The organism is Winogradskyella sp. (assembly GCF_028282165.1).
GTDB lineage: Bacteria > Bacteroidota > Bacteroidia > Flavobacteriales > Flavobacteriaceae > Winogradskyella.
Window position 1 is genome coordinate 25975 of sequence record NZ_JANQIM010000031.1, and the last position, 17516, is coordinate 43490.

Here is a 17516-nt window from a genome sequence, read left to right on the forward strand (position 1 = left end):
ATTATTAAAACTAAAAATTGAATTAGAATTAACCCATGACACCTACTTTAAAAAGAAATTACAAAGTTTTAATCTACTTTACACTGTTATTTACATTTTCTCAAACAAATGCACAAAAGCAAAACTTAAAAGAAAAAACCCTTGAAAGGTTTGGTTTTAAGGAGCATTCTATTCCGGTTGAGAATGACACAATCTATTATTACGTCCATCAAAAAAAGAATTCAAAACCAGATAAAGTAGTTATATATTTACAGGGAACAACACCAATTCCGTTACCTTTTTTTGAAATAGAAAAAACAGAAAAAGGCAATAAGTATTTTCAATACTTTTCTTCAGATTATAACCTATTAAATGAGTCCTATCTATATGTAATTATAAGTCTTCCAGGAACGCCAGCGGTCAAAGGATATGGAACGTTAAACCTAGAGAAGTACAATAGTCTTAACGCGTTAGACTATAGAGTTTTTGCCGCAGATATTGTCATCAACCATATAACAAAGCATATTTTAAAACCAAAAAAACTAATTGTATATGGGCATTCGGAAGGTGCTTTTGTTGCTCCAAAGTTGGCAACAACAAATAATAAAATAACACATTTAGGAGTTTGGGGAGGAAGTGCATTGCCCGATTTTTTTGATTTTATTCTTTTTGAAAGAAAGTCAAATTTAAGAGGCGAACAATCTGATTCTATCACACAATTAAATATAGATAAAACGATTAATTTGTTCAAAACTGTTGCCAAAGATTCCCTGAACACATCCCCATCAAACGAAAATGAAATTACCGAATATACCAATAAGCGCTGGTGGAGCTATGCCGAACCAACGATTAACCATTTAATTAAAATCGATATTCCCATTTACATTCAGTTAGGGACAGAAGACGAAAGTTCTCCTATTGAAACTAATTACTTAATCCCATTAGAGTTTGCAAGACTCGGAAAAAACAACTTATCATTTAATGTTTGCATTGGATGCGATCACGGATTTGTAAATGTAAAAACAGGAAAGGACAATTGGCCAGCTATTTTTAAAGAGTTTATTGAATGGACTGAGAAATAAATACTGTTGCCAACAATGGCCATAAATAATAGCGACATTATCGCCTACCCTTTTACAGAGCTTGTCTTTAGCAAAGTCGAAAAGATCAGTATAGACTTGAGCAAACCCTCTCAATAGCTGTTGACGGCATTATTGTCAAAGTAAGTGACCATACCCAAAAATTGGTGTCTAAAATCATAATGGGTAGTCATACCAAACTGTTGTGCCCAATTGAAAATAATGCAATATGCCATTCCCAGTTGATGAGAAATACATAATCGAGACTGAATCAGAATTAAAAGTGAGATTCCCTACTGAATTCAAAACCAGAATGATAAAGTTAAATGGCGGTGAATTAGTAAATGGCTATCTTGAATTTAAGCTTTATCCATTTTTTGATAAATCTGATAAAAAAAGGATTAGAAGGACTTGCAATCATATTGGATTAGAAACAAAAAATGCCCGTGAGTGGATTGGTTTTCCTGAAAATGGTATCGCAATTGCCTCAGACGGATATGGAAACCAAGTCATTTTAATACATAACGGAGATGGGAATTTGACTGATGAAATTCATTTTTGGGATCACGAAACTGGAAGTATTAAAAAGATTGCCGACTCGATCAATGAATTTGAATAATATATAATGTGTATAACTAATAACGACTGAAGTGAAAAATAAAAGAATAAAAAGGTCTACTCTATTTCCATACCTACAACTTTTGTATATCTACCTTTTTAGGTTTTCAGATTATTAAACATAGACTTAGACTAAAAATGTAATGCAATAAGTAAACAAAAAAAGCCTTCGCAAAATTCATATACTTAGACATATATATGATTTTATGACTCCAAGGTTTATTCAACAATTTCCCCAAAGCTTCAGTATTTACAGTCAGAATCTCAAGCTTTTTTCCTAATTTTACAGTCATGGGAGAATCATACTCAGCAAACGATTCCTAAATGAAACCATAGCCAAAATTGCTGTGTACAATTGCCTTTAATTCTTATCTAGAGCTCGATAATGAAGGAAATGTTAACACATAAGCAAGCAATTATGAATCCAAATGTTACGACATACATTGAAAGTTTAGACCAATGGCAAGATGAGCTCTCCCAATTACGCAAAACGATATTGAGTTGCAATTTAAAAGAAGAGTACAAATGGATGCGTCCTTGTTATACGATTGATGGGAAAAACATTGTACTTATCCATGAATTTAAGGACTACTGCGCTATATCATTTTTTAAAGGAGCATTGCTTAAAGACCACAAAAGCATTTTAGTTAAACCCACAGAAAATTCCCAAGCAGGCAGACAGATTCGATTTACCAGTTTAGAAGAAATAAATAAGATTAAAACATCTCTTAAAAACTATATTTTTGAAGCCATTGCAATAGAGAATCTGGGATTGAAAGTTGCTTATAAAACGATTTCTGAATACGAAATCCCTGAAGAATTATTAGAAATTTTTGAAGAAGATATTGAATTCAAAAAAGCCTTTAATGCTTTAACACCAGGTCGTCAAAAAGGCTACCTTCTTCATTTTACAAAACCTAAACAATCCAAAACCAGACTTGCCCGTATCAAAAAAAATAGACAACGTATCTTTGATGGCTTTGGTCTAACTGATTGTACTTGTGGACTCTCTAAACGAAAACCAAATTGTGATGGCTCTCATAAACAATTATTAAAAATGTAAAGCCATATTGATAAGATTTTAAATAAAACACTCAAATCAATCTATTCCAAAAAATGAACTCAATTAAAACCATTATAGAACAACTCGATTTAAAAGCGCATCCTGAAGGTGGTTACTTTAAGGAAACCTACAGGAGCACTGGCTTTATAGAACAGGATAGCTTGGACACTGCCTATGGAAGCAAGCGCAATTATTCTACTTGTATTTACTTCTTATTGACATCCGAAAGTTTCTCTGCGCTGCATCGCATTAAACAAGATGAAATTTGGCATTTTTACGAAGGCTCACCTATTCGACTCCATATGATATCTAATAATGGCGAATATTCAGAGCATATCATTGGGAATAACTTTGGCAAAGGAGAAGTGCCTCAGTTCGTGGTACCAGGTGGTTATTGGTTTGCTGCGGAAGTTATAGAACAAGACGCTTATGCCCTAGTAGGATGCACCGTATCGCCAGGTTTTAGTTTTGAGGACTTTGAATTAAAATCCCGAAAGGAGCTTACCGAACTTTTTCCAAACTTAGAATATACAATCGCCAAACTGACCCATCATTAAACACTAAGTATTAATGAAACTTTCAACACAGCTTGCAAATAGACTCAGGGAAGTCATTTTGAACGGTACATGGATCGCCAACACCAACTATAAAGATCAAATAGAACATCTAGACTTTAATATTGCCAACACCAAGATTCAATCTTTAAATACAATTGCAGCTCTAGCCCAACATGTACATTATTATGTTGAAGGTATAAAAAACGTATTTATTAATGGTGAATTAAACATAAGAGATAAGTACAGTTTTAATTTTCCCGAAATAACATCACAAGAGGAATGGATGGCATTTCAAAAAAAATTTTGGGATGATACCGAAGCATTGGCAAAATATATAGAACAACTGAGTAATGATCAACTTCTAAAGCATTTTGTTGATGAGAAATATGGAAACTACCAACGTAACATTGATGGTTTAATTGAGCATGCATATTACCATTTAGGGCAAATTGCAATCATCAAGAAAATGACACTTTCTTCTTAAATAACGTGATTAAAAATCATGAAGAAATGACAAATGGCACCTCCCAAAACGAATATATGCCATATTACATGGTTGTAAGGAATACGTTCTATAGCATAGAAAATAATGCCAACAGTATAAGAAAGTCCTCCAGCAAATAGCCATAATACACCATTAGGTCCAATGGCATTGGACAGGTTTGAAAAATCAAAAATAATGAGCCAGCCCATCACTAAGTAAAGTAGCGTCGAAAAGACTTCAAATTTTCCAGTAAAAAAAAGTTTTAGAACCACACCAAAAGCTGCAATACCCCAAACTGTCCAAAACAATGGCCAACCTTTACTATCTCTAAGTGCTATCAATAACACAGGAGTATATGTTCCTGCGATTAACAAATAAATGCTAATATGATCAACGATTCTAAAATTGTGCTTCCGTCGCTCACCTTTTACCGAATGATAAAATGTAGATGCCAAAAACAAAACAATGATAGAAATACCATAGACTATAACACTAAAGAGGCTCCAGGGCTTAGCTGTATTATTAGAGAACACAATTAGTAAGACCAAAGCTGCTATACCTAATACAGCACCTATACCATGAGACCAAGCATTTAACTGTTCTTCTAGTTTAGTTTGCCTGCGCATTTAATTTGTGGCTTTATTGAGTTGTTTTTTGGGTTTCTTCCATTTATCAACACAAGCATAAAAATCGATTTCAAAAGCTGGTCTTTGGCGTTCTAATTGTTGATTTTGAAAAGCACGCTGTAAAATATCTTCAATTAAATAGTCCTCCTCCTCTTCTATTGGGCTAAACTCCTTTTTTAAAGAGATATCAAATAGACTTGCTGTATTGTTAAACCAAAAAGCCCGCCAGCCACTTCGCAATTCTTTTATGAGCTGAAAAGTCGTTTTACCCGTTTGTCTATGAATTAACTTCACTAGTATCTGTCCTTCGGTCTTTGTTAACTTTTTAAGTTCTTCCGAGAATTCATCTTCGATGTATCTTTGAATGACTTTTGCATAGCGTTTCTTTTCGCGCTTACGCTCTAGAGTAGCCAACCGTTTCTGTAAGGTTTCCAATCGTTCGGCAGCCAATTTCGCATAGGGATAGACCTTAATAGTTTTTCGACGAAGAACAATATAGCGTATGCGCTCATCCCTATTTTTGAAATTAAGATTTGGTAGCACTAAAACTTCATCTAATTCTACTTCCGTAACAGCAATAGAATCACCTTCAATAATCATGTAATGTACTTGGGTGCTATCCTTCTTAATCGGATCTTCCTGCGCAAAAGCAACGGTAGAAATCAGCAATGTAATGTATATGATATACTTCATATTTCGTTTTACTTCTAAAATCGTTCCAAAAAAAATTTATAGCGATTTCAAAATTAACAATTATTACAGGCTATAACCCTAAATTCCTATTAATATTATTATTTTTAAGCAAAAATTTTATAAATGGCAAAAAAGCAATTACTTACTAAAAAGTCTATGGATTTTTTAGAGAAATATTTGAACAATGCATCACCAACAGGTTACGAATGGGAAGGTCAAAAACTATGGATGGATTACTTAAAACCTTATGTTGACGAGTTCATCACAGATACTTATGGCACCGCCGTTGCAGTTATAAACCCTAAGGCCAACTACAAAGTTGTAATTGAAGGCCATGCCGATGAAATTTCCTGGTATGTTAATTATATTTCAGATAAGGGCTTATTATATGTCATAAGAAATGGTGGTAGTGACCACCAAATAGCACCTAGTAAGGTGGTCAATATTCATACTAAAAAAGGTATCGTAAAAGGTGTATTTGGCTGGCCAGCGATTCATACTAGAAATAGAGCTAAGGAAGAGCCACCAAAACCAGATAACATCTGTATAGATATTGGCGCAAAAGATAAAGCCGAAGTAGAAAAAATGGGAGTTCATGTGGGTTGTGTTATTACTTATCCTGATGAATTTCATATTCTTAATAAGGACAAATTTGTTTGTAGAGCCCTAGACAATAGAATGGGAGGCTTTATGATTGCCGAAGTGGCACGTTTGCTTCATGAGAACAAAAAAACATTGCCATTTGGACTTTACATTACAAATTCCGTACAAGAAGAAATAGGCTTACGCGGTGCAGAAATGATTACTGAGACTATTCAGCCCAATGTGGCCATAGTTACTGATGTAACGCATGACACTACAACTCCAATGATCGACCAGAAGAAACAAGGCTATGCAGAAATCGGTAAAGGTCCAGTAGTGGCTTACGCACCTGCAGTTCAACAAAAATTAAGAGACCTTATCACGGACACCGCTGAAGAAAAGAAAATCCCATTTCAACGTGCAGCTTTATCAAGAGCCACAGGAACAGATACAGATGCTTTTGCCTACAGTAATGGTGGTGTAGCTTCTGCCTTAATTTCCTTGCCACTTCGCTATATGCACACCACGGTAGAAATGGTGCATAAAAGTGATGTTGAGAATGTGATACGACTGATTTATGAAACGCTCTTAAAAATTGAGGACGGAGAAACTTTTAGTTATTTTGAATAATATTTTTTCTATTTAAATCTCAGTTCTAGCGCCGTGTCTTCCATAGTTTTGTATTGCGGATAGGCAGTCGAGAACACTTTAAATACTATAATTATTAAGACATCACGACTACGCCTACACAGAGCGAAGTCGGAGTGCTCTATATGACAGATCGCAATTTGGACGAATACATTGATATAATAACTTCTGAAGGAAAACCAACCGGTAAAACCGCTTTAAAATCTGAAGCACATAAACATGGGTGGTATCATAACACCATACATCTATGGCTTTACACTAAGGATAGAGAAGTTTTATTGCAACAGCGTTCACACAAGAAGGCAATACATCCATTACTTTGGGATGTTTCTGCTGCAGGCCATATCGACGCTGGTGAAACCTTTATAGAAGCGGCTTTAAGAGAAACTAAAGAGGAAATAGATTTACAATTACAACCCGAAGATTTAACTAAGATTGGTGTAAAACTGCATGAGTCTTCTTATAATAATGGCACTATTCGAGATAATGAGTTTCATCAGGTATACATTGCTGAACTCAAAGTAGATTTAAGGGATTTGACTCCTCAAGAGAACGAAGTTGAAGCCTTAAAATTAGTCTCGTTCAAGGAATTTGAAGTCTTATTGGAAAACAGTGCAACCAATCATCACTTTATACCAACAAATAAGCCATATTATAGATTTGTTTTAAAGGCTATTAAAGAGAAACTTGGTCTATGAGTTTAATACTAATGGCTGTCGCTCCAATAATGGTGATTCTTATTTACATTTATTTTCAGGATAAATATGAAAAAGAACCTGTCGGTTTATTGATTGCCAGTTTTTTATTAGGTGGTATAGTTAGCGTTTTAATAGTAACTGCGCTTTATTTATTTACAGGGCAGTTTATTCCAATTACGGACGAGTATAGTGTGTGGCAACAGTTTATTCAAGCGTTTGTAGTCGTTGCTTTATCTGAAGAATTTAGCAAATATGTTATAGTAAAATATTTTGCCCAACCCAAAAAAGCGTTTAACGAACCTTTTGATGGAATTATCTATGCTGTAATGGTATCTATGGGTTTTGCATGTACCGAGAATATTATGTATGTATTTCAAGGTGGTTTTGAAACTGCTGTTTTACGTGCTTTTACGGCTGTCCCAGCCCATGCCACTTTTGGGGTTTTAATGGGTTACTACATGGGCAAGGCCAAATTTTCAAAAACCCGGTTTAGGTTAAATATGGCCGGCTTGTTTTTGGCAGTACTTTTTCACGGTGCTTATGATTTCTTTTTGTTTATCCGGTTTATTCCTGGCATCTCTATAGGTGCATTTATTTCACTATTAATTGCTATCATGCTGTCCAGGAAAGCTATAAAACGTCATCAGGATAATTCAAACTTTAAATCTTTGTAAACACTTTTCTAAACATGATTTATTTCATATTTTAGGACCTCTTTATAATCTAATTTAGCCAAAGTTTAATAAACATTTATCTATGTATAAAGCAAAAGTTAACGCTTCTTATGAGTTTGATATAAACAAAGAAGCAGTAGAAGAACTTGATGCCGTTGAATCCTCGACCAACCAGTATCACATACTTCACAAAAATGCATCTATAAAAGCCAAAATTCTAGATGCTGAGTTCAACAAAAAACAGTATCGTATAAAAGTCAATAACAATATCTATGATGTTGTTATTAATGATACCCTAGACCAACAAATTACGGCTTTGGGATTTGAGATGGGCTCATCTAAAAAAGTAAGTGAAATTAAAGCGCCTATGCCAGGATTAATTCTAGAGATCAATGTAAAAGAAGGCCAAGAGGTCAAAGAAGATGATGCCTTGGTGATCTTAGAAGCCATGAAAATGGAAAATGTGATCAACTCACCACGTGAGGGTGTCATCAAATCACTAAAAGTAAAACAAGGGGATACCGTAGAAAAAAACTCGCTTTTAATCGAATTCGAATAACATGATGAGTCAGTTCTAGTGTCCTGACTGTCCGATAGCTATCGGGATCAGGATGTATCGAGAACTTCTAGATAAAATCTTTATCAAAAATCACTCGGAGTGACAAAAAAAAACTTACATGAAAAAAATATTAGTTGCCAATCGTGGCGAAATTGCCATCCGTGTCATGCGGACTGCAAAGCAAATGGGAATAAAAACTGTAGCTGTTTATTCTGAAGTAGACAGACATGCACCACATGTTAAATATGCTGGCGAGGCCGTATGCATCGGTCCAGCCCCCTCTAGCGAATCTTATCTACGGGGTGATAAGATTATTGAAGTCGCCAAAGCATTAAATGTGGATGGTATTCATCCTGGATATGGATTCTTAAGTGAAAATGCAGACTTTGCCGAATTGTGCGAAGCCAATGGAATCATTTTTATAGGCCCGAGATCTAAAGCCATAAAAATGATGGGCGACAAATTAGCAGCTAAAGAAGCTGTTAAGGACTATAACATCCCAATGGTTCCTGGTGTCGACCATGCCATTACAGACCCAAAAGAAGCCGTAGAGATTGCTAAAAAGATTGGTTTTCCAATCCTTATCAAAGCTGCAGCAGGTGGTGGCGGAAAAGGTATGCGAATTGTTGAGAAAGAAAAAGATGTTGTGAGTCAAATGAAACGTGCCATTAGTGAAGCAACATCAGCTTTTGGAGATGGTTCTGTTTTTGTTGAAAAGTATGTAACATCACCAAGACATATCGAGATTCAGATTATGGCAGATATGCATGGTAATTATCTTCATTTCTTTGAGCGGGAATGCTCTATTCAAAGACGTCACCAAAAAGTAGTTGAAGAAGCACCTTCAGCTATTCTCACACCACAGTTAAGAGATAAAATGGGGCAAGCTGCTATCAATGTAGCGAGATCCTGTGATTATGTTGGTGCAGGTACGGTAGAATTTCTAATGGATGCTGACCATAATTTCTACTTCCTGGAAATGAATACACGCCTTCAAGTAGAGCATCCAGTAACAGAATGGATATCTGGTGTTGATTTAGTAGAATTACAAATTAAGGTAGCACGTGGAGAGGAACTGACTATTAAACAAGAAGATCTCAAAATAAATGGACATGCCGTTGAACTACGTGTGTATGCAGAAGATCCAATGAATGATTTTCTACCAAGTGTTGGTAACTTAGAAGAATATAAATTACCCAAAGGCGATCATGTCCGTGTAGATAATGGTTTTGAAGAAGGGATGGATATCCCGATTTATTACGACCCAATGCTATCTAAGCTTATCACCTATGGGAAAACCAGAAGTGAAGCCATTGAGTGGATGATTTATGCCATAGACAATTATAAAGTAAAAGGTGTAAGAACCACATTGCCTTTTGGAAGGTTTGTTTGCAAACATGAAGCCTTTAGAAGTGGTAATTTCGATACCCATTTTGTAAAAGACTATTATTCGCCAAGCATATTAGAAGAAGCGAGCGAAATGGAGGCCGAATTAGCCGCAAAACTTGCACTTAAACAATATTTTGAAGATCAAAAACAATTAAGACTACCTAATTAAGATATCATGGAGACTAAAATAAAAACACTAAACGAAAAAATTGCCTTATCTAAATTAGGAGGAGGTCAAGCTAGAATTGATAAACAACACCAAAAGAAAAAACTAACCGCAAGAGAACGTATCCTTTATCTACTGGACGAAGGATCTTTTGAAGAAATTGGTGCTCTTGTTACTCACAGAACAAAGGATTTTGGTATGGAAAATCAAAAATTCTATGGTGATGGTGTGGTGACAGGTTATGGAACTGTAGACGGACGACTAGTATATGTTTTTGCCCAGGACTTTACAGTTTTTGGTGGTTCATTGTCCGAAACCCATGCCGAAAAGATTTGCAAAATCATGGATATGGCCGTCAATGTCGGAGCACCTGTTATTGGTTTAAACGATTCTGGTGGCGCACGTATCCAAGAAGGTGTACGTTCTTTAGGGGGCTATGCTGACATATTTTATAGAAATGTACAGGCTTCGGGTGTCATTCCTCAGATTTCTGCCATTATGGGGCCATGTGCTGGAGGTGCCGTGTACTCGCCTGCAATGACCGATTTTACAATTATGGTACAAGACACAAGTTATATGTTTGTTACTGGACCAAATGTTGTAAAAACTGTAACAAACGAAGAAGTCACTAGTGAAGAACTTGGCGGTGCTAGCGTACATTCTACAAAATCGGGTGTAGCACACAAAACTTCGGCTAATGATGTGGAGTGCTTAGAAGATATTAAACGTTTATTGAGCTATTTACCACAAAGCAATAGAGAAAAACCTAAGGACATTGATTTTGAGTTAAAGGAAGAAGTTAGGGAGAGTTTATCGAATATTGTTCCTGATAATCCTAATAAACCTTATGATATGCATAGTGTTATCGACGGGATTATAGACGAAGATTCTTTTTATGAAATCCATAAAGACTATGCCGAGAATATTATTGTAGGCTTTGCGCGTCTTGGCGGAAAATCCATTGGTATTGTAGCCAATCAGCCTATGTTTTTAGCTGGTGTACTTGGTGTAAAGAGTTCTAAAAAAGCAGCGCGCTTTGTACGTTTTTGTGACGCCTTCAATATTCCTCTACTGGTATTAGAAGATGTTCCAGGATTTTTACCAGGTACGGACCAAGAATGGAACGGAATTATTGTACATGGTGCCAAATTATTGTATGCTTTTAGTGAAGCCACAGTACCAAGGGTAACAGTAATTACAAGAAAAGCTTATGGTGGTGCCTATGATGTGATGAACTCAAAACATATTGGTGCAGATATGAACTTTGCCTGGCCAAATGCCGAAATTGCTGTTATGGGTGCTAAAGGTGCTGCAGAGATCATCTTTAAAAGAGAAATTACAAGTGCCGAAGATCCTGAAGCCAAATGGAAAGAAAAAGAAGCAGAATATGCGGAACTTTTTGCCAACCCATATAGTGCGGCCGAAAGAGGTTACATCGATGAAGTCATCTTACCTAAAAATACAAGACGAAAACTAATTAAGGCTTTTAGCATGTTAGAAAATAAAGAGGTAAGTGAGCCTAAACGTAAGCATGGGAATATTCCTCTATAGAAGGTTAATCAATTATTAGTTGTCTAACCATTCTATGGCATCTTGAATAATAGTGGCATTTGAAGATAATTGTTCTGGTGCAATGGCCTGACCATAAATCTGTTGATTTCTATCAGCCATATTACTTGTTGTTAAATACAAAAAAGCCCCATCACTCATAGAGAATGATGTGTTTCCAGTAGATAAACCACAAGTAGAAGAAGCACCGAAGGTCTTTGTATTTGGTCTTCCTAAAAAGCTAACGACAATGGCTTCTCCTGAGCTAGCCACACCGTTATCTATCAACAAGGCCACTTTAGGGTTTGGAGTTATGAGATGATACGAATTGTAGAGTTGTAAAGCTATACTATTATTAAACTTAGCTGCACCATCTTCAAAACTCCATTCTAAAAATGTACCATCTGGATAACTAAAGTAACCCGCTGTACCTTCTCCCAATATTGGCCCGATACCTGCCAACATTGGCCACATATTTCCGCCACCACTGTCTCTTAAATCAACAATCCAACCTTCTATATTGGGGTTATCCTGTTCTATAATTTGATCTTGAATCTCATTGGCCAATTGAATATTAGTTTGATCGGATAAAAAATTACCATTAACTTTTACATAACCAATAGTATCAGGTAACCCTGATACAGATTCGTAGTCACCATTACAAGGTATGCCATTAGAAAAAATATAAGACTCTTCCACTGTGATAAAAAAGCTATGGTTGTCTCCCAATAGAATCAAGGCCTTACGTATAGCGTTATGCGTTTCGCTAATCGTTTGTGCTGCTCCGGCCTCAGAAAACACTTCTTCTCTAAAATTATCCCAATCAATTGTATTTCTATGTAAAGCGTTATTAGACATAATATTTATAAGCTCATCTAAATATTCAGAAGCTATACTAGAAATTTCTTCTTCGACGATCACTTCTTCGTTAGTCATTGTTTCTGAAGGCTGTTGGGCATCATAGTTATTGCTACAAGCTGATAAAATAATTGCGATAGCAAATGTAACTCTTAAGCTCATCGGGGTTTATTCTATTTAAAAGGAAAATGTTTATCTAAAGATATTAAAAAACCGACGATTCGAGGTCATAATAAGTACAACAACAGTATAAAGATTTGCCAAGTTCGACCCTCATGGAACTTTTAAGAATAATTATATTACAGAATCAGAATTAACACAATCGGCACACTGACCTTTAAGCATAATGTTTGCCGTTTCAATGTTCCGATTGTCTACTTTCGGAATAGGAATATTTATCTCCAAACACTCTACTTTTCCACAATCATTACACTCAAAGTGTGGGTGTATATCATTATGGTTGTGCGTAGTACATTGGTGGCATTTAGCATACCACTTCAGCCCATTTGTTCCTGCAAATGAATGAATAGTACCCTCATTCTCTAGACGATTGAGTATTCGATATACCGTAGTCTTGTTCATTTGTCCCTTAAGCTTTTCTACTAAATCAACAACAGATAAGGCTTCATGTGCATTTTCGAATATGGATAAAATAATATTTACAGACTTTGTTTTTCTTTTAATACTCATAACGCAAATCTACTGCAACTATGTTGCATTATCAAATTTTATATTATTTTTGCAACTAAGTTGCAATAATGTAGATATATGATAACACTAAATGAAGTTTCAAAATCATTTAAAGGCAATAAGGCAATAGATAATCTTAGTTTAAACATAGTTGAAGGTGAAATTTTGGGTCTCCTTGGTGCTAATGGTGCTGGTAAATCCACGACTATAAATATGTTATTGGGATTCATTACACCTGATTCTGGGCAGATTCGTATTTCAGATATTGATGTTATTAGTAATTCAGAAACGGCCAGAAAATTGGTGGGATATATTCCTGAGAATGTGAATCTCTACCCTCACCTCTCTGGCATAGAAAATCTAGATTATTTCTGCAGAATCGCAAATCTAAAATACACCAAATCTGAGCTTAAAGAGTTTTTGAATACCTGCGGCCTAGAAACTAAAGCTCATAAACAAAAAGTCTCAAGCTACTCTAAGGGAATGCGTCAAAAAGTTGGTATAGCAATAGCCTTTGCTAAAAAAGCAAAAGTACTATTATTAGATGAGCCTGCCAGTGGTTTAGATCCTTTGGCAAGTAATGAGTTATCTATGCTGCTTAAATCCCTAGCGTCTTCGGGTACAACAATTTTAATGGCGTCTCACGACATATTTAGGGTGCGGGAAGTATGTCATCGTATTGGCATATTAAAAAATGGCATCTTGGTAAAAGAATTGAACAGTAAGGACGTTAGTGCCAACGAATTAGAAGCCCTTTATCTCAAGTATATGCAAAACTAGCTAGGATGAGGCAAATCATAACAAACGAATGGCGATTACTGCTAAGAAATAAAATACTGTTGAGGTTATGTATTGGTTTTTTATTAGTTTTTGTACTCGCCATTTTTCTTTCTAGCAAACAATACCAAAAGCAGATTGCCTCTTACAAAATTGCAAAGGATGAACTTAGAGAACAATGGGAAAGTATTGACTCCATGAATCCGCACAGTGCTGCTCACTATGGCACTTATGTGTTTAAGCCTACAAACGTATTGACCAACTTAGATGAAGGCGTTAATAGGGTTACAGGAAACGTATTGCGTGTGGAAGGTCACGTTCAAAATGAAATGGTACATTCTGAAGCCTCCCAAATGACAAGTATTTCAAAATTCGGGAAGCTTAAAGCATCGCTCCTTCTCCAATACATTGTCCCATTATTACTGATTTTTCTATCATTTTCTTCCGTGAATTCAGAACGAGAACAGGGACGGTTAAAAATACTTTTGCTACAGAGTCCAAATTTACCTAAGCTTATGATGTCAAAGGCTTTAGCTATTTGGCTATTCGGTATATTATTATTGAGCTTTACAGTTCTAATTTACACCCTTTTAAATTTGAAAAGCTTTAGCAGTGATATAGTATACAGATTGGTACTTTTTATGATAAGCTATAGCCTGTATTACTTTATTGTTGTTGGCCTTACTGTATTTCTCACTGCACGCTTTAAGAACGCGACTCTTGCACTAACAAGTATGATTGGAATATGGATCTTATGGACCGTTTTTGTCCCAAATATAATAATGAGTAGTGTCGAAAAATGGCATCCCTTACCAAGCAGAAATGAGTTTAAAACCGCTATGCAAGAGGACCGCTCTAAAGGCATAGACGGACACAATCCTAAAGATGAACGTGGCAAGGCTTTGGAAGAAAAGATTTTAGCCGAATATAAAGTAGATAGTTTATCACAATTGCCTATTAATTTTGATGGCATTCGTATGCAAGAAGATGAAGAATACGGCAATATTGTATGGGATAAGCATTTTGGAAATCTCTCTGAAGTCCTTCAAAAACAAAAGAAAAAAGTGCAACTTTTTGGTGTTTTCAGTCCATTAATTTCGCTTCAAAACTCTAGCATGGGTTATGCAGGTAATGACAATCTGCACCACCAGTTATTCCTAAGACAAGTTGAAGATTACAGACGTGTTTTTATAAAAGAACTAAACGATGAACATGCTTATGGTGGTTCTAAAACAGGTGATTGGGGCTGGAAAGCCAAAAATGAATTCTTCAGATCTATTAAGGACTTTAACTACAAAAACACTAATCTCAATAGTGTTTGGAATTATTACATCATGGATAACATATTTCTAGTTTTATGGTCAATTGCAACCGTTGGATTAATCCTATTTGGAACTAAACGAATGGATATTGTATGAAAATACTAGCAATTCTAAAATATGAGTGGACACATTTTGTAAGAAGTCCTTTTAAGATTGTCGCTATTATACTTTTCATCTTGGCTTCTATTTATGGATTGCACAATGGCTCAAATTTATATCATACACAATTGTCTGAGATAGAGCGAATAAAAGTTCAGTCTAAAGCATCTCAATCTGAGGTTTTGGCATACTACGACAAGAACGAAAAAGGGCCTGCTGATCGACCTTGGGTAGATGTCACCACACCATTTTGGGCAATGTGGTACTCAAACACCCACTTATTTAAAACACCATCACCACTTATGGTTTATGGCATCGGACAGGCAGAACAATATGGCTACTATAAACGCGTAACATTTATGAGTAGCCCTTACGATGCTGATATGGCAGAAGAAATTGCAAATCCCGAACGATTACAAACGGGCTATTTAGACTTTACCTTTTCGATCATATATTTATTACCCTTGTTAGTTATGATTTGTCTTTACAACGTTAAAGGCAAAGAGGTAGATTCTGGAATATTACCACTGATTACTGTACAAACAGCAAGTATAAAAGCTTGGCTTTGGACCAGAATAGGCTTCTATTGTGCATTAATTGTGTCTGTTCTGTTAGTATTGCTACTATATGGTGGTATGCTAACAAATGTTTTCGCAAAAGACGTAAATGGCTTCTTCATGTTTCTTGATTGGATGGTATTATACCTTCTCATTTGGGTTATTGTCTTTGGTTTATTAATTCAGTTTGGGACATTTAGTATAAACAATACCTTAAAAATGGTAGGTGTTTGGTTGCTCTTTACCTTTATTATACCTGGTACCATTCATCAGTGGGTAAGTACAAAATACCCAGCAAATCTAATGACCGATTTTATTGATGCCCAAAGGAATGATAGAGATGAGTTATATGCATTACCTGACAGTGTTTTCCAAAATAAATTGAATAAAAAGTTTCCCGAAATAGTAAACAGCGTAGTAATGAAAGATAGCCTTAAGCGGAATAGGGCTATGAATCAATCTGCTTCTGCTCTAACTAACGATTTAACCAAAAACAGCTTAAAACCCATTGAGAAAAGTCATCAACAAAAAAACACAGCAATAGTAAAGTCATGTTGGATAAATCCAGTGACATTATTTCAAAATGAGTTTAACCACATAACAAAGACCCATTTCAATGATTATCAAAACTATAGAAACGATATACAGCTCTTAATTGATAAGCAAATTGAAACCATGGTGTTAGATATATGGGATGGTGTTGAAGTGAATAAAAAAATGTATTTAGATTATATAAATAGATTAAATGATAACAATAAATAGAACGTTAAAAAACAAAAACTCGGATATTATAGGTGCTCTGGCAAGTAGCCTATGCTTAATCCATTGCATGGCTACTCCTTTTGTTTTTATTGCCCAAGCTAGTGTTGCTTCCGATCATCACCATGCACCAATATGGTGGAAAAGTATCGATTTTATTTTCATTGGTATTTCCTTTTTCGCAGTGTATTGGTCTGCTAAAAACACTATAAAATCGTGGGTAAAGTTTGCACTCTGGATGAGTTGGATTGGGCTTTGCTTAGTGATATTAAACGAAAAACTAGAATGGTTACCTCTACCTGAAGGTACTATTTATATTCCGGCGATAGCCTTAATTGCAATACATCTTTACAACAAAAAGTATTGTCAATGCTAAGATGAAAATTGTTGTATTTAATTACGTTAAACTAGGATTATGGAAAAGAAGGATATAGAACTTTTAGGAGATGCCCATATAGCAACCAGCATTGACACACCGATGAGAGTCGATGCATTTAATAAATCTGATGATGAAAAAATTGAAGCCATTCAGCGACATTTTAAAGCTATTATGTATGAGCTTGGGTTAGATCTTAATGACGATAGTTTATCTGGCACACCCTATCGCTTTGCCAAGATGTATGTTAAGGAACTATTTTATGGCCTTAATCCCAGTAATCGCCCTAAAATATCAACCTTTAGTAATAAATATGGTTACAGAAAGCTCATCATAGAGCAAGATATTACTATAGATTCTTCTTGTGAGCATCACTTTTTGCCTATAGTCGGTAAAGCCCATGTTGGCTACATACCAAAAGACAAAGTCATAGGTTTATCAAAAATTAATCGCTTAGTAAGTTATTATGCGCATAGGCCACAAGTTCAAGAACGTCTCTGTCTTCAAATCCTCAAAGATTTACAAGAGACACTCGGGACTGAAGACATCATAGTTGTTATTAATGCCAAACATCTATGTGTATCGTCTAGGGGTATAAAAGACAAAAACAGTTCAACCACAACTATGGAATACGGAGGTTGCTTTCTTAAACCAGAACAACGCAATGCTTTTTTCAATCAGATTGGCATAAAAGGCAATGCAAATCAATCTTGAA

General features: G+C 35.5%; 20 protein-coding genes. 16 read left to right on the plus strand and 4 right to left on the minus strand.

Annotation, left to right across the window (positions count from 1 at the left end; all coding sequences use genetic code 11):
- The first annotated feature begins 35 nt into the window (after nt 1-35).
- The 5 genes from Q0972_RS11820 to Q0972_RS11840 all read left to right on the plus strand — a co-directional run bounded on the left by Q0972_RS11820 (nt 36) and on the right by Q0972_RS11840 (nt 3780).
- Entirely contained in the window at nt 36-1061 is a 1026-nt protein-coding gene (locus Q0972_RS11820) for a hypothetical protein (RefSeq protein WP_299365924.1), read from the plus strand.
- Nucleotides 1062-1287: 226 nt separating this feature from the next.
- A complete protein-coding gene (locus tag Q0972_RS11825) occupies nt 1288-1677 on the plus strand; it encodes an SMI1/KNR4 family protein (RefSeq protein WP_299365925.1) in 390 nt (129 codons plus the stop codon).
- A 417-nt stretch (nt 1678-2094) separates the two neighbouring features.
- Nucleotides 2095-2739, plus strand: coding sequence for a DUF1801 domain-containing protein (locus Q0972_RS11830; protein WP_299365926.1), 645 nt, complete (start codon nt 2095-2097; stop codon nt 2737-2739).
- Nucleotides 2740-2792: 53 nt separating this feature from the next.
- Nucleotides 2793-3296 carry a cupin domain-containing protein gene (locus tag Q0972_RS11835; RefSeq protein WP_299365927.1) on the plus strand — a complete coding sequence of 168 codons (504 nt, stop codon included), beginning with the start codon at nt 2793-2795 and terminating at the stop codon, nt 3294-3296.
- 13 nt (nt 3297-3309) lie between these two features.
- Nucleotides 3310-3780 (plus strand): DUF1572 domain-containing protein, encoded by a 471-nt coding sequence (locus Q0972_RS11840; protein ID WP_299365928.1) that lies wholly within the window; start codon nt 3310-3312, stop codon nt 3778-3780.
- On the opposite strand, the gene Q0972_RS11845 is transcribed toward Q0972_RS11840, so the two are convergent.
- Both Q0972_RS11845 and Q0972_RS11850 read right to left on the minus strand, forming a co-directional pair.
- Complete coding sequence (locus Q0972_RS11845; protein ID WP_299365929.1) at nt 3777-4406, minus strand: hemolysin III family protein; 630 nt, start codon at nt 4404-4406, stop codon at nt 3777-3779. The two genes, Q0972_RS11840 and Q0972_RS11845, sit on opposite strands and share 4 nt — an antisense overlap.
- A complete protein-coding gene (locus tag Q0972_RS11850) occupies nt 4407-5099 on the minus strand; it encodes a DUF4294 domain-containing protein (RefSeq protein WP_299365930.1) in 693 nt (230 codons plus the stop codon). It lies immediately after the preceding gene.
- A gap of 123 nt (nt 5100-5222) precedes the next feature.
- On the opposite strand from Q0972_RS11850, the gene Q0972_RS11855 reads away from it, so the two are divergent.
- The 6 genes from Q0972_RS11855 to Q0972_RS11880 all read left to right on the plus strand — a co-directional run bounded on the left by Q0972_RS11855 (nt 5223) and on the right by Q0972_RS11880 (nt 11366).
- Complete coding sequence (locus tag Q0972_RS11855; protein ID WP_299365931.1) at nt 5223-6311, plus strand: M42 family metallopeptidase; 1089 nt, start codon at nt 5223-5225, stop codon at nt 6309-6311.
- A 143-nt stretch (nt 6312-6454) separates the two neighbouring features.
- Nucleotides 6455-7027, plus strand: coding sequence for an NUDIX domain-containing protein (locus Q0972_RS11860; protein WP_299365932.1), 573 nt, complete (start codon nt 6455-6457; stop codon nt 7025-7027).
- Nucleotides 7024-7701: a PrsW family glutamic-type intramembrane protease gene (locus Q0972_RS11865; RefSeq protein WP_299365933.1), complete on the plus strand. Its 678-nt coding sequence runs from the start codon at nt 7024-7026 to the stop codon at nt 7699-7701. The genes Q0972_RS11860 and Q0972_RS11865 overlap by 4 nt, the downstream gene beginning before the upstream one ends.
- Nucleotides 7702-7783: 82 nt before the next feature.
- Complete coding sequence (locus Q0972_RS11870) at nt 7784-8260, plus strand: acetyl-CoA carboxylase biotin carboxyl carrier protein subunit (protein ID WP_299365934.1); 477 nt, start codon at nt 7784-7786, stop codon at nt 8258-8260.
- A 118-nt stretch (nt 8261-8378) separates the two neighbouring features.
- Nucleotides 8379-9818, plus strand: a complete 1440-nt coding sequence (accC, locus tag Q0972_RS11875; protein ID WP_299365935.1) for an acetyl-CoA carboxylase biotin carboxylase subunit — start codon at nt 8379-8381, stop codon at nt 9816-9818.
- A gap of 6 nt (nt 9819-9824) precedes the next feature.
- Complete coding sequence (locus tag Q0972_RS11880; RefSeq protein ID WP_299365936.1) at nt 9825-11366, plus strand: acyl-CoA carboxylase subunit beta; 1542 nt, start codon at nt 9825-9827, stop codon at nt 11364-11366.
- A 15-nt stretch (nt 11367-11381) separates the two neighbouring features.
- Here the strand turns inward: Q0972_RS11880 and Q0972_RS11885 are convergent, their stop codons facing one another.
- Together Q0972_RS11885 and Q0972_RS11890 are read right to left on the minus strand one after the other, a co-directional pair.
- Entirely contained in the window at nt 11382-12383 is a 1002-nt protein-coding gene (locus Q0972_RS11885) for a S41 family peptidase (RefSeq protein ID WP_299365937.1), read from the minus strand.
- Between the two features lie 132 nt (nt 12384-12515).
- Entirely contained in the window at nt 12516-12911 is a 396-nt protein-coding gene (locus tag Q0972_RS11890) for a Fur family transcriptional regulator (protein ID WP_299365938.1), read from the minus strand.
- Between the two features lie 78 nt (nt 12912-12989).
- Here Q0972_RS11890 and Q0972_RS11895 point away from each other — a divergent pair, with 78 nt between their 5' ends.
- From Q0972_RS11895 to folE, 5 genes are read left to right on the plus strand one after another with little or no spacing between them, the layout of a single operon-like run.
- Nucleotides 12990-13691 carry an ABC transporter ATP-binding protein gene (locus tag Q0972_RS11895; protein ID WP_299365939.1) on the plus strand — a complete coding sequence of 234 codons (702 nt, stop codon included), beginning with the start codon at nt 12990-12992 and terminating at the stop codon, nt 13689-13691.
- Nucleotides 13692-13696: 5 nt separating this feature from the next.
- On the plus strand, nt 13697-15106 hold the full coding sequence (locus Q0972_RS11900; RefSeq protein WP_299365940.1) for a DUF3526 domain-containing protein: 1410 nt from the start codon (nt 13697-13699) through the stop codon (nt 15104-15106).
- Nucleotides 15103-16428, plus strand: a complete 1326-nt coding sequence (locus tag Q0972_RS11905; RefSeq protein ID WP_299365941.1) for a hypothetical protein — start codon at nt 15103-15105, stop codon at nt 16426-16428. Before Q0972_RS11900 ends, Q0972_RS11905 begins: the two co-directional genes overlap by 4 nt.
- Complete coding sequence (locus Q0972_RS11910) at nt 16412-16801, plus strand: MerC domain-containing protein (RefSeq protein ID WP_299365942.1); 390 nt, start codon at nt 16412-16414, stop codon at nt 16799-16801. The genes Q0972_RS11905 and Q0972_RS11910 overlap by 17 nt, the downstream gene beginning before the upstream one ends.
- Before the next feature lie 39 nt (nt 16802-16840).
- Nucleotides 16841-17515 carry a GTP cyclohydrolase I FolE gene (folE, locus tag Q0972_RS11915; protein WP_299365943.1) on the plus strand — a complete coding sequence of 225 codons (675 nt, stop codon included), beginning with the start codon at nt 16841-16843 and terminating at the stop codon, nt 17513-17515.
- Nucleotide 17516: the final 1 nt, after the last annotated feature.

Bases quoted from the DNA above. Each gene is read 5' to 3' on its own strand.
- Q0972_RS11890 (WP_299365938.1), bottom strand. From the start codon at position 12,911: ATGAGTATTAAAAGAAAAACAAAGTCTGTAAATATTATTTTATCCATA.
- Q0972_RS11820 (WP_299365924.1), top strand. From the start codon at position 36: ATGACACCTACTTTAAAAAGAAATTACAAAGTTTTAATCTACTTTACA.
- Q0972_RS11850 (WP_299365930.1), bottom strand. From the start codon at position 5,099: ATGAAGTATATCATATACATTACATTGCTGATTTCTACCGTTGCTTTT.
- Q0972_RS11855 (WP_299365931.1), top strand. From the start codon at position 5,223: ATGGCAAAAAAGCAATTACTTACTAAAAAGTCTATGGATTTTTTAGAG.
- folE (WP_299365943.1), top strand. From the start codon at position 16,841: ATGGAAAAGAAGGATATAGAACTTTTAGGAGATGCCCATATAGCAACC.
- Q0972_RS11825 (WP_299365925.1), top strand. From the start codon at position 1,288: ATGCCATTCCCAGTTGATGAGAAATACATAATCGAGACTGAATCAGAA.
- Q0972_RS11910 (WP_299365942.1), top strand. From the start codon at position 16,412: ATGATAACAATAAATAGAACGTTAAAAAACAAAAACTCGGATATTATA.
- Q0972_RS11860 (WP_299365932.1), top strand. From the start codon at position 6,455: ATGACAGATCGCAATTTGGACGAATACATTGATATAATAACTTCTGAA.
- accC (WP_299365935.1), top strand. From the start codon at position 8,379: ATGAAAAAAATATTAGTTGCCAATCGTGGCGAAATTGCCATCCGTGTC.
- Q0972_RS11900 (WP_299365940.1), top strand. From the start codon at position 13,697: ATGAGGCAAATCATAACAAACGAATGGCGATTACTGCTAAGAAATAAA.
- Q0972_RS11835 (WP_299365927.1), top strand. From the start codon at position 2,793: ATGAACTCAATTAAAACCATTATAGAACAACTCGATTTAAAAGCGCAT.
- Q0972_RS11870 (WP_299365934.1), top strand. From the start codon at position 7,784: ATGTATAAAGCAAAAGTTAACGCTTCTTATGAGTTTGATATAAACAAA.
- Q0972_RS11840 (WP_299365928.1), top strand. From the start codon at position 3,310: ATGAAACTTTCAACACAGCTTGCAAATAGACTCAGGGAAGTCATTTTG.
- Q0972_RS11845 (WP_299365929.1), bottom strand. From the start codon at position 4,406: ATGCGCAGGCAAACTAAACTAGAAGAACAGTTAAATGCTTGGTCTCAT.
- Q0972_RS11865 (WP_299365933.1), top strand. From the start codon at position 7,024: ATGAGTTTAATACTAATGGCTGTCGCTCCAATAATGGTGATTCTTATT.
- Q0972_RS11905 (WP_299365941.1), top strand. From the start codon at position 15,103: ATGAAAATACTAGCAATTCTAAAATATGAGTGGACACATTTTGTAAGA.
- Q0972_RS11885 (WP_299365937.1), bottom strand. From the start codon at position 12,383: ATGAGCTTAAGAGTTACATTTGCTATCGCAATTATTTTATCAGCTTGT.
- Q0972_RS11830 (WP_299365926.1), top strand. From the start codon at position 2,095: ATGAATCCAAATGTTACGACATACATTGAAAGTTTAGACCAATGGCAA.
- Q0972_RS11880 (WP_299365936.1), top strand. From the start codon at position 9,825: ATGGAGACTAAAATAAAAACACTAAACGAAAAAATTGCCTTATCTAAA.
- Q0972_RS11895 (WP_299365939.1), top strand. From the start codon at position 12,990: ATGATAACACTAAATGAAGTTTCAAAATCATTTAAAGGCAATAAGGCA.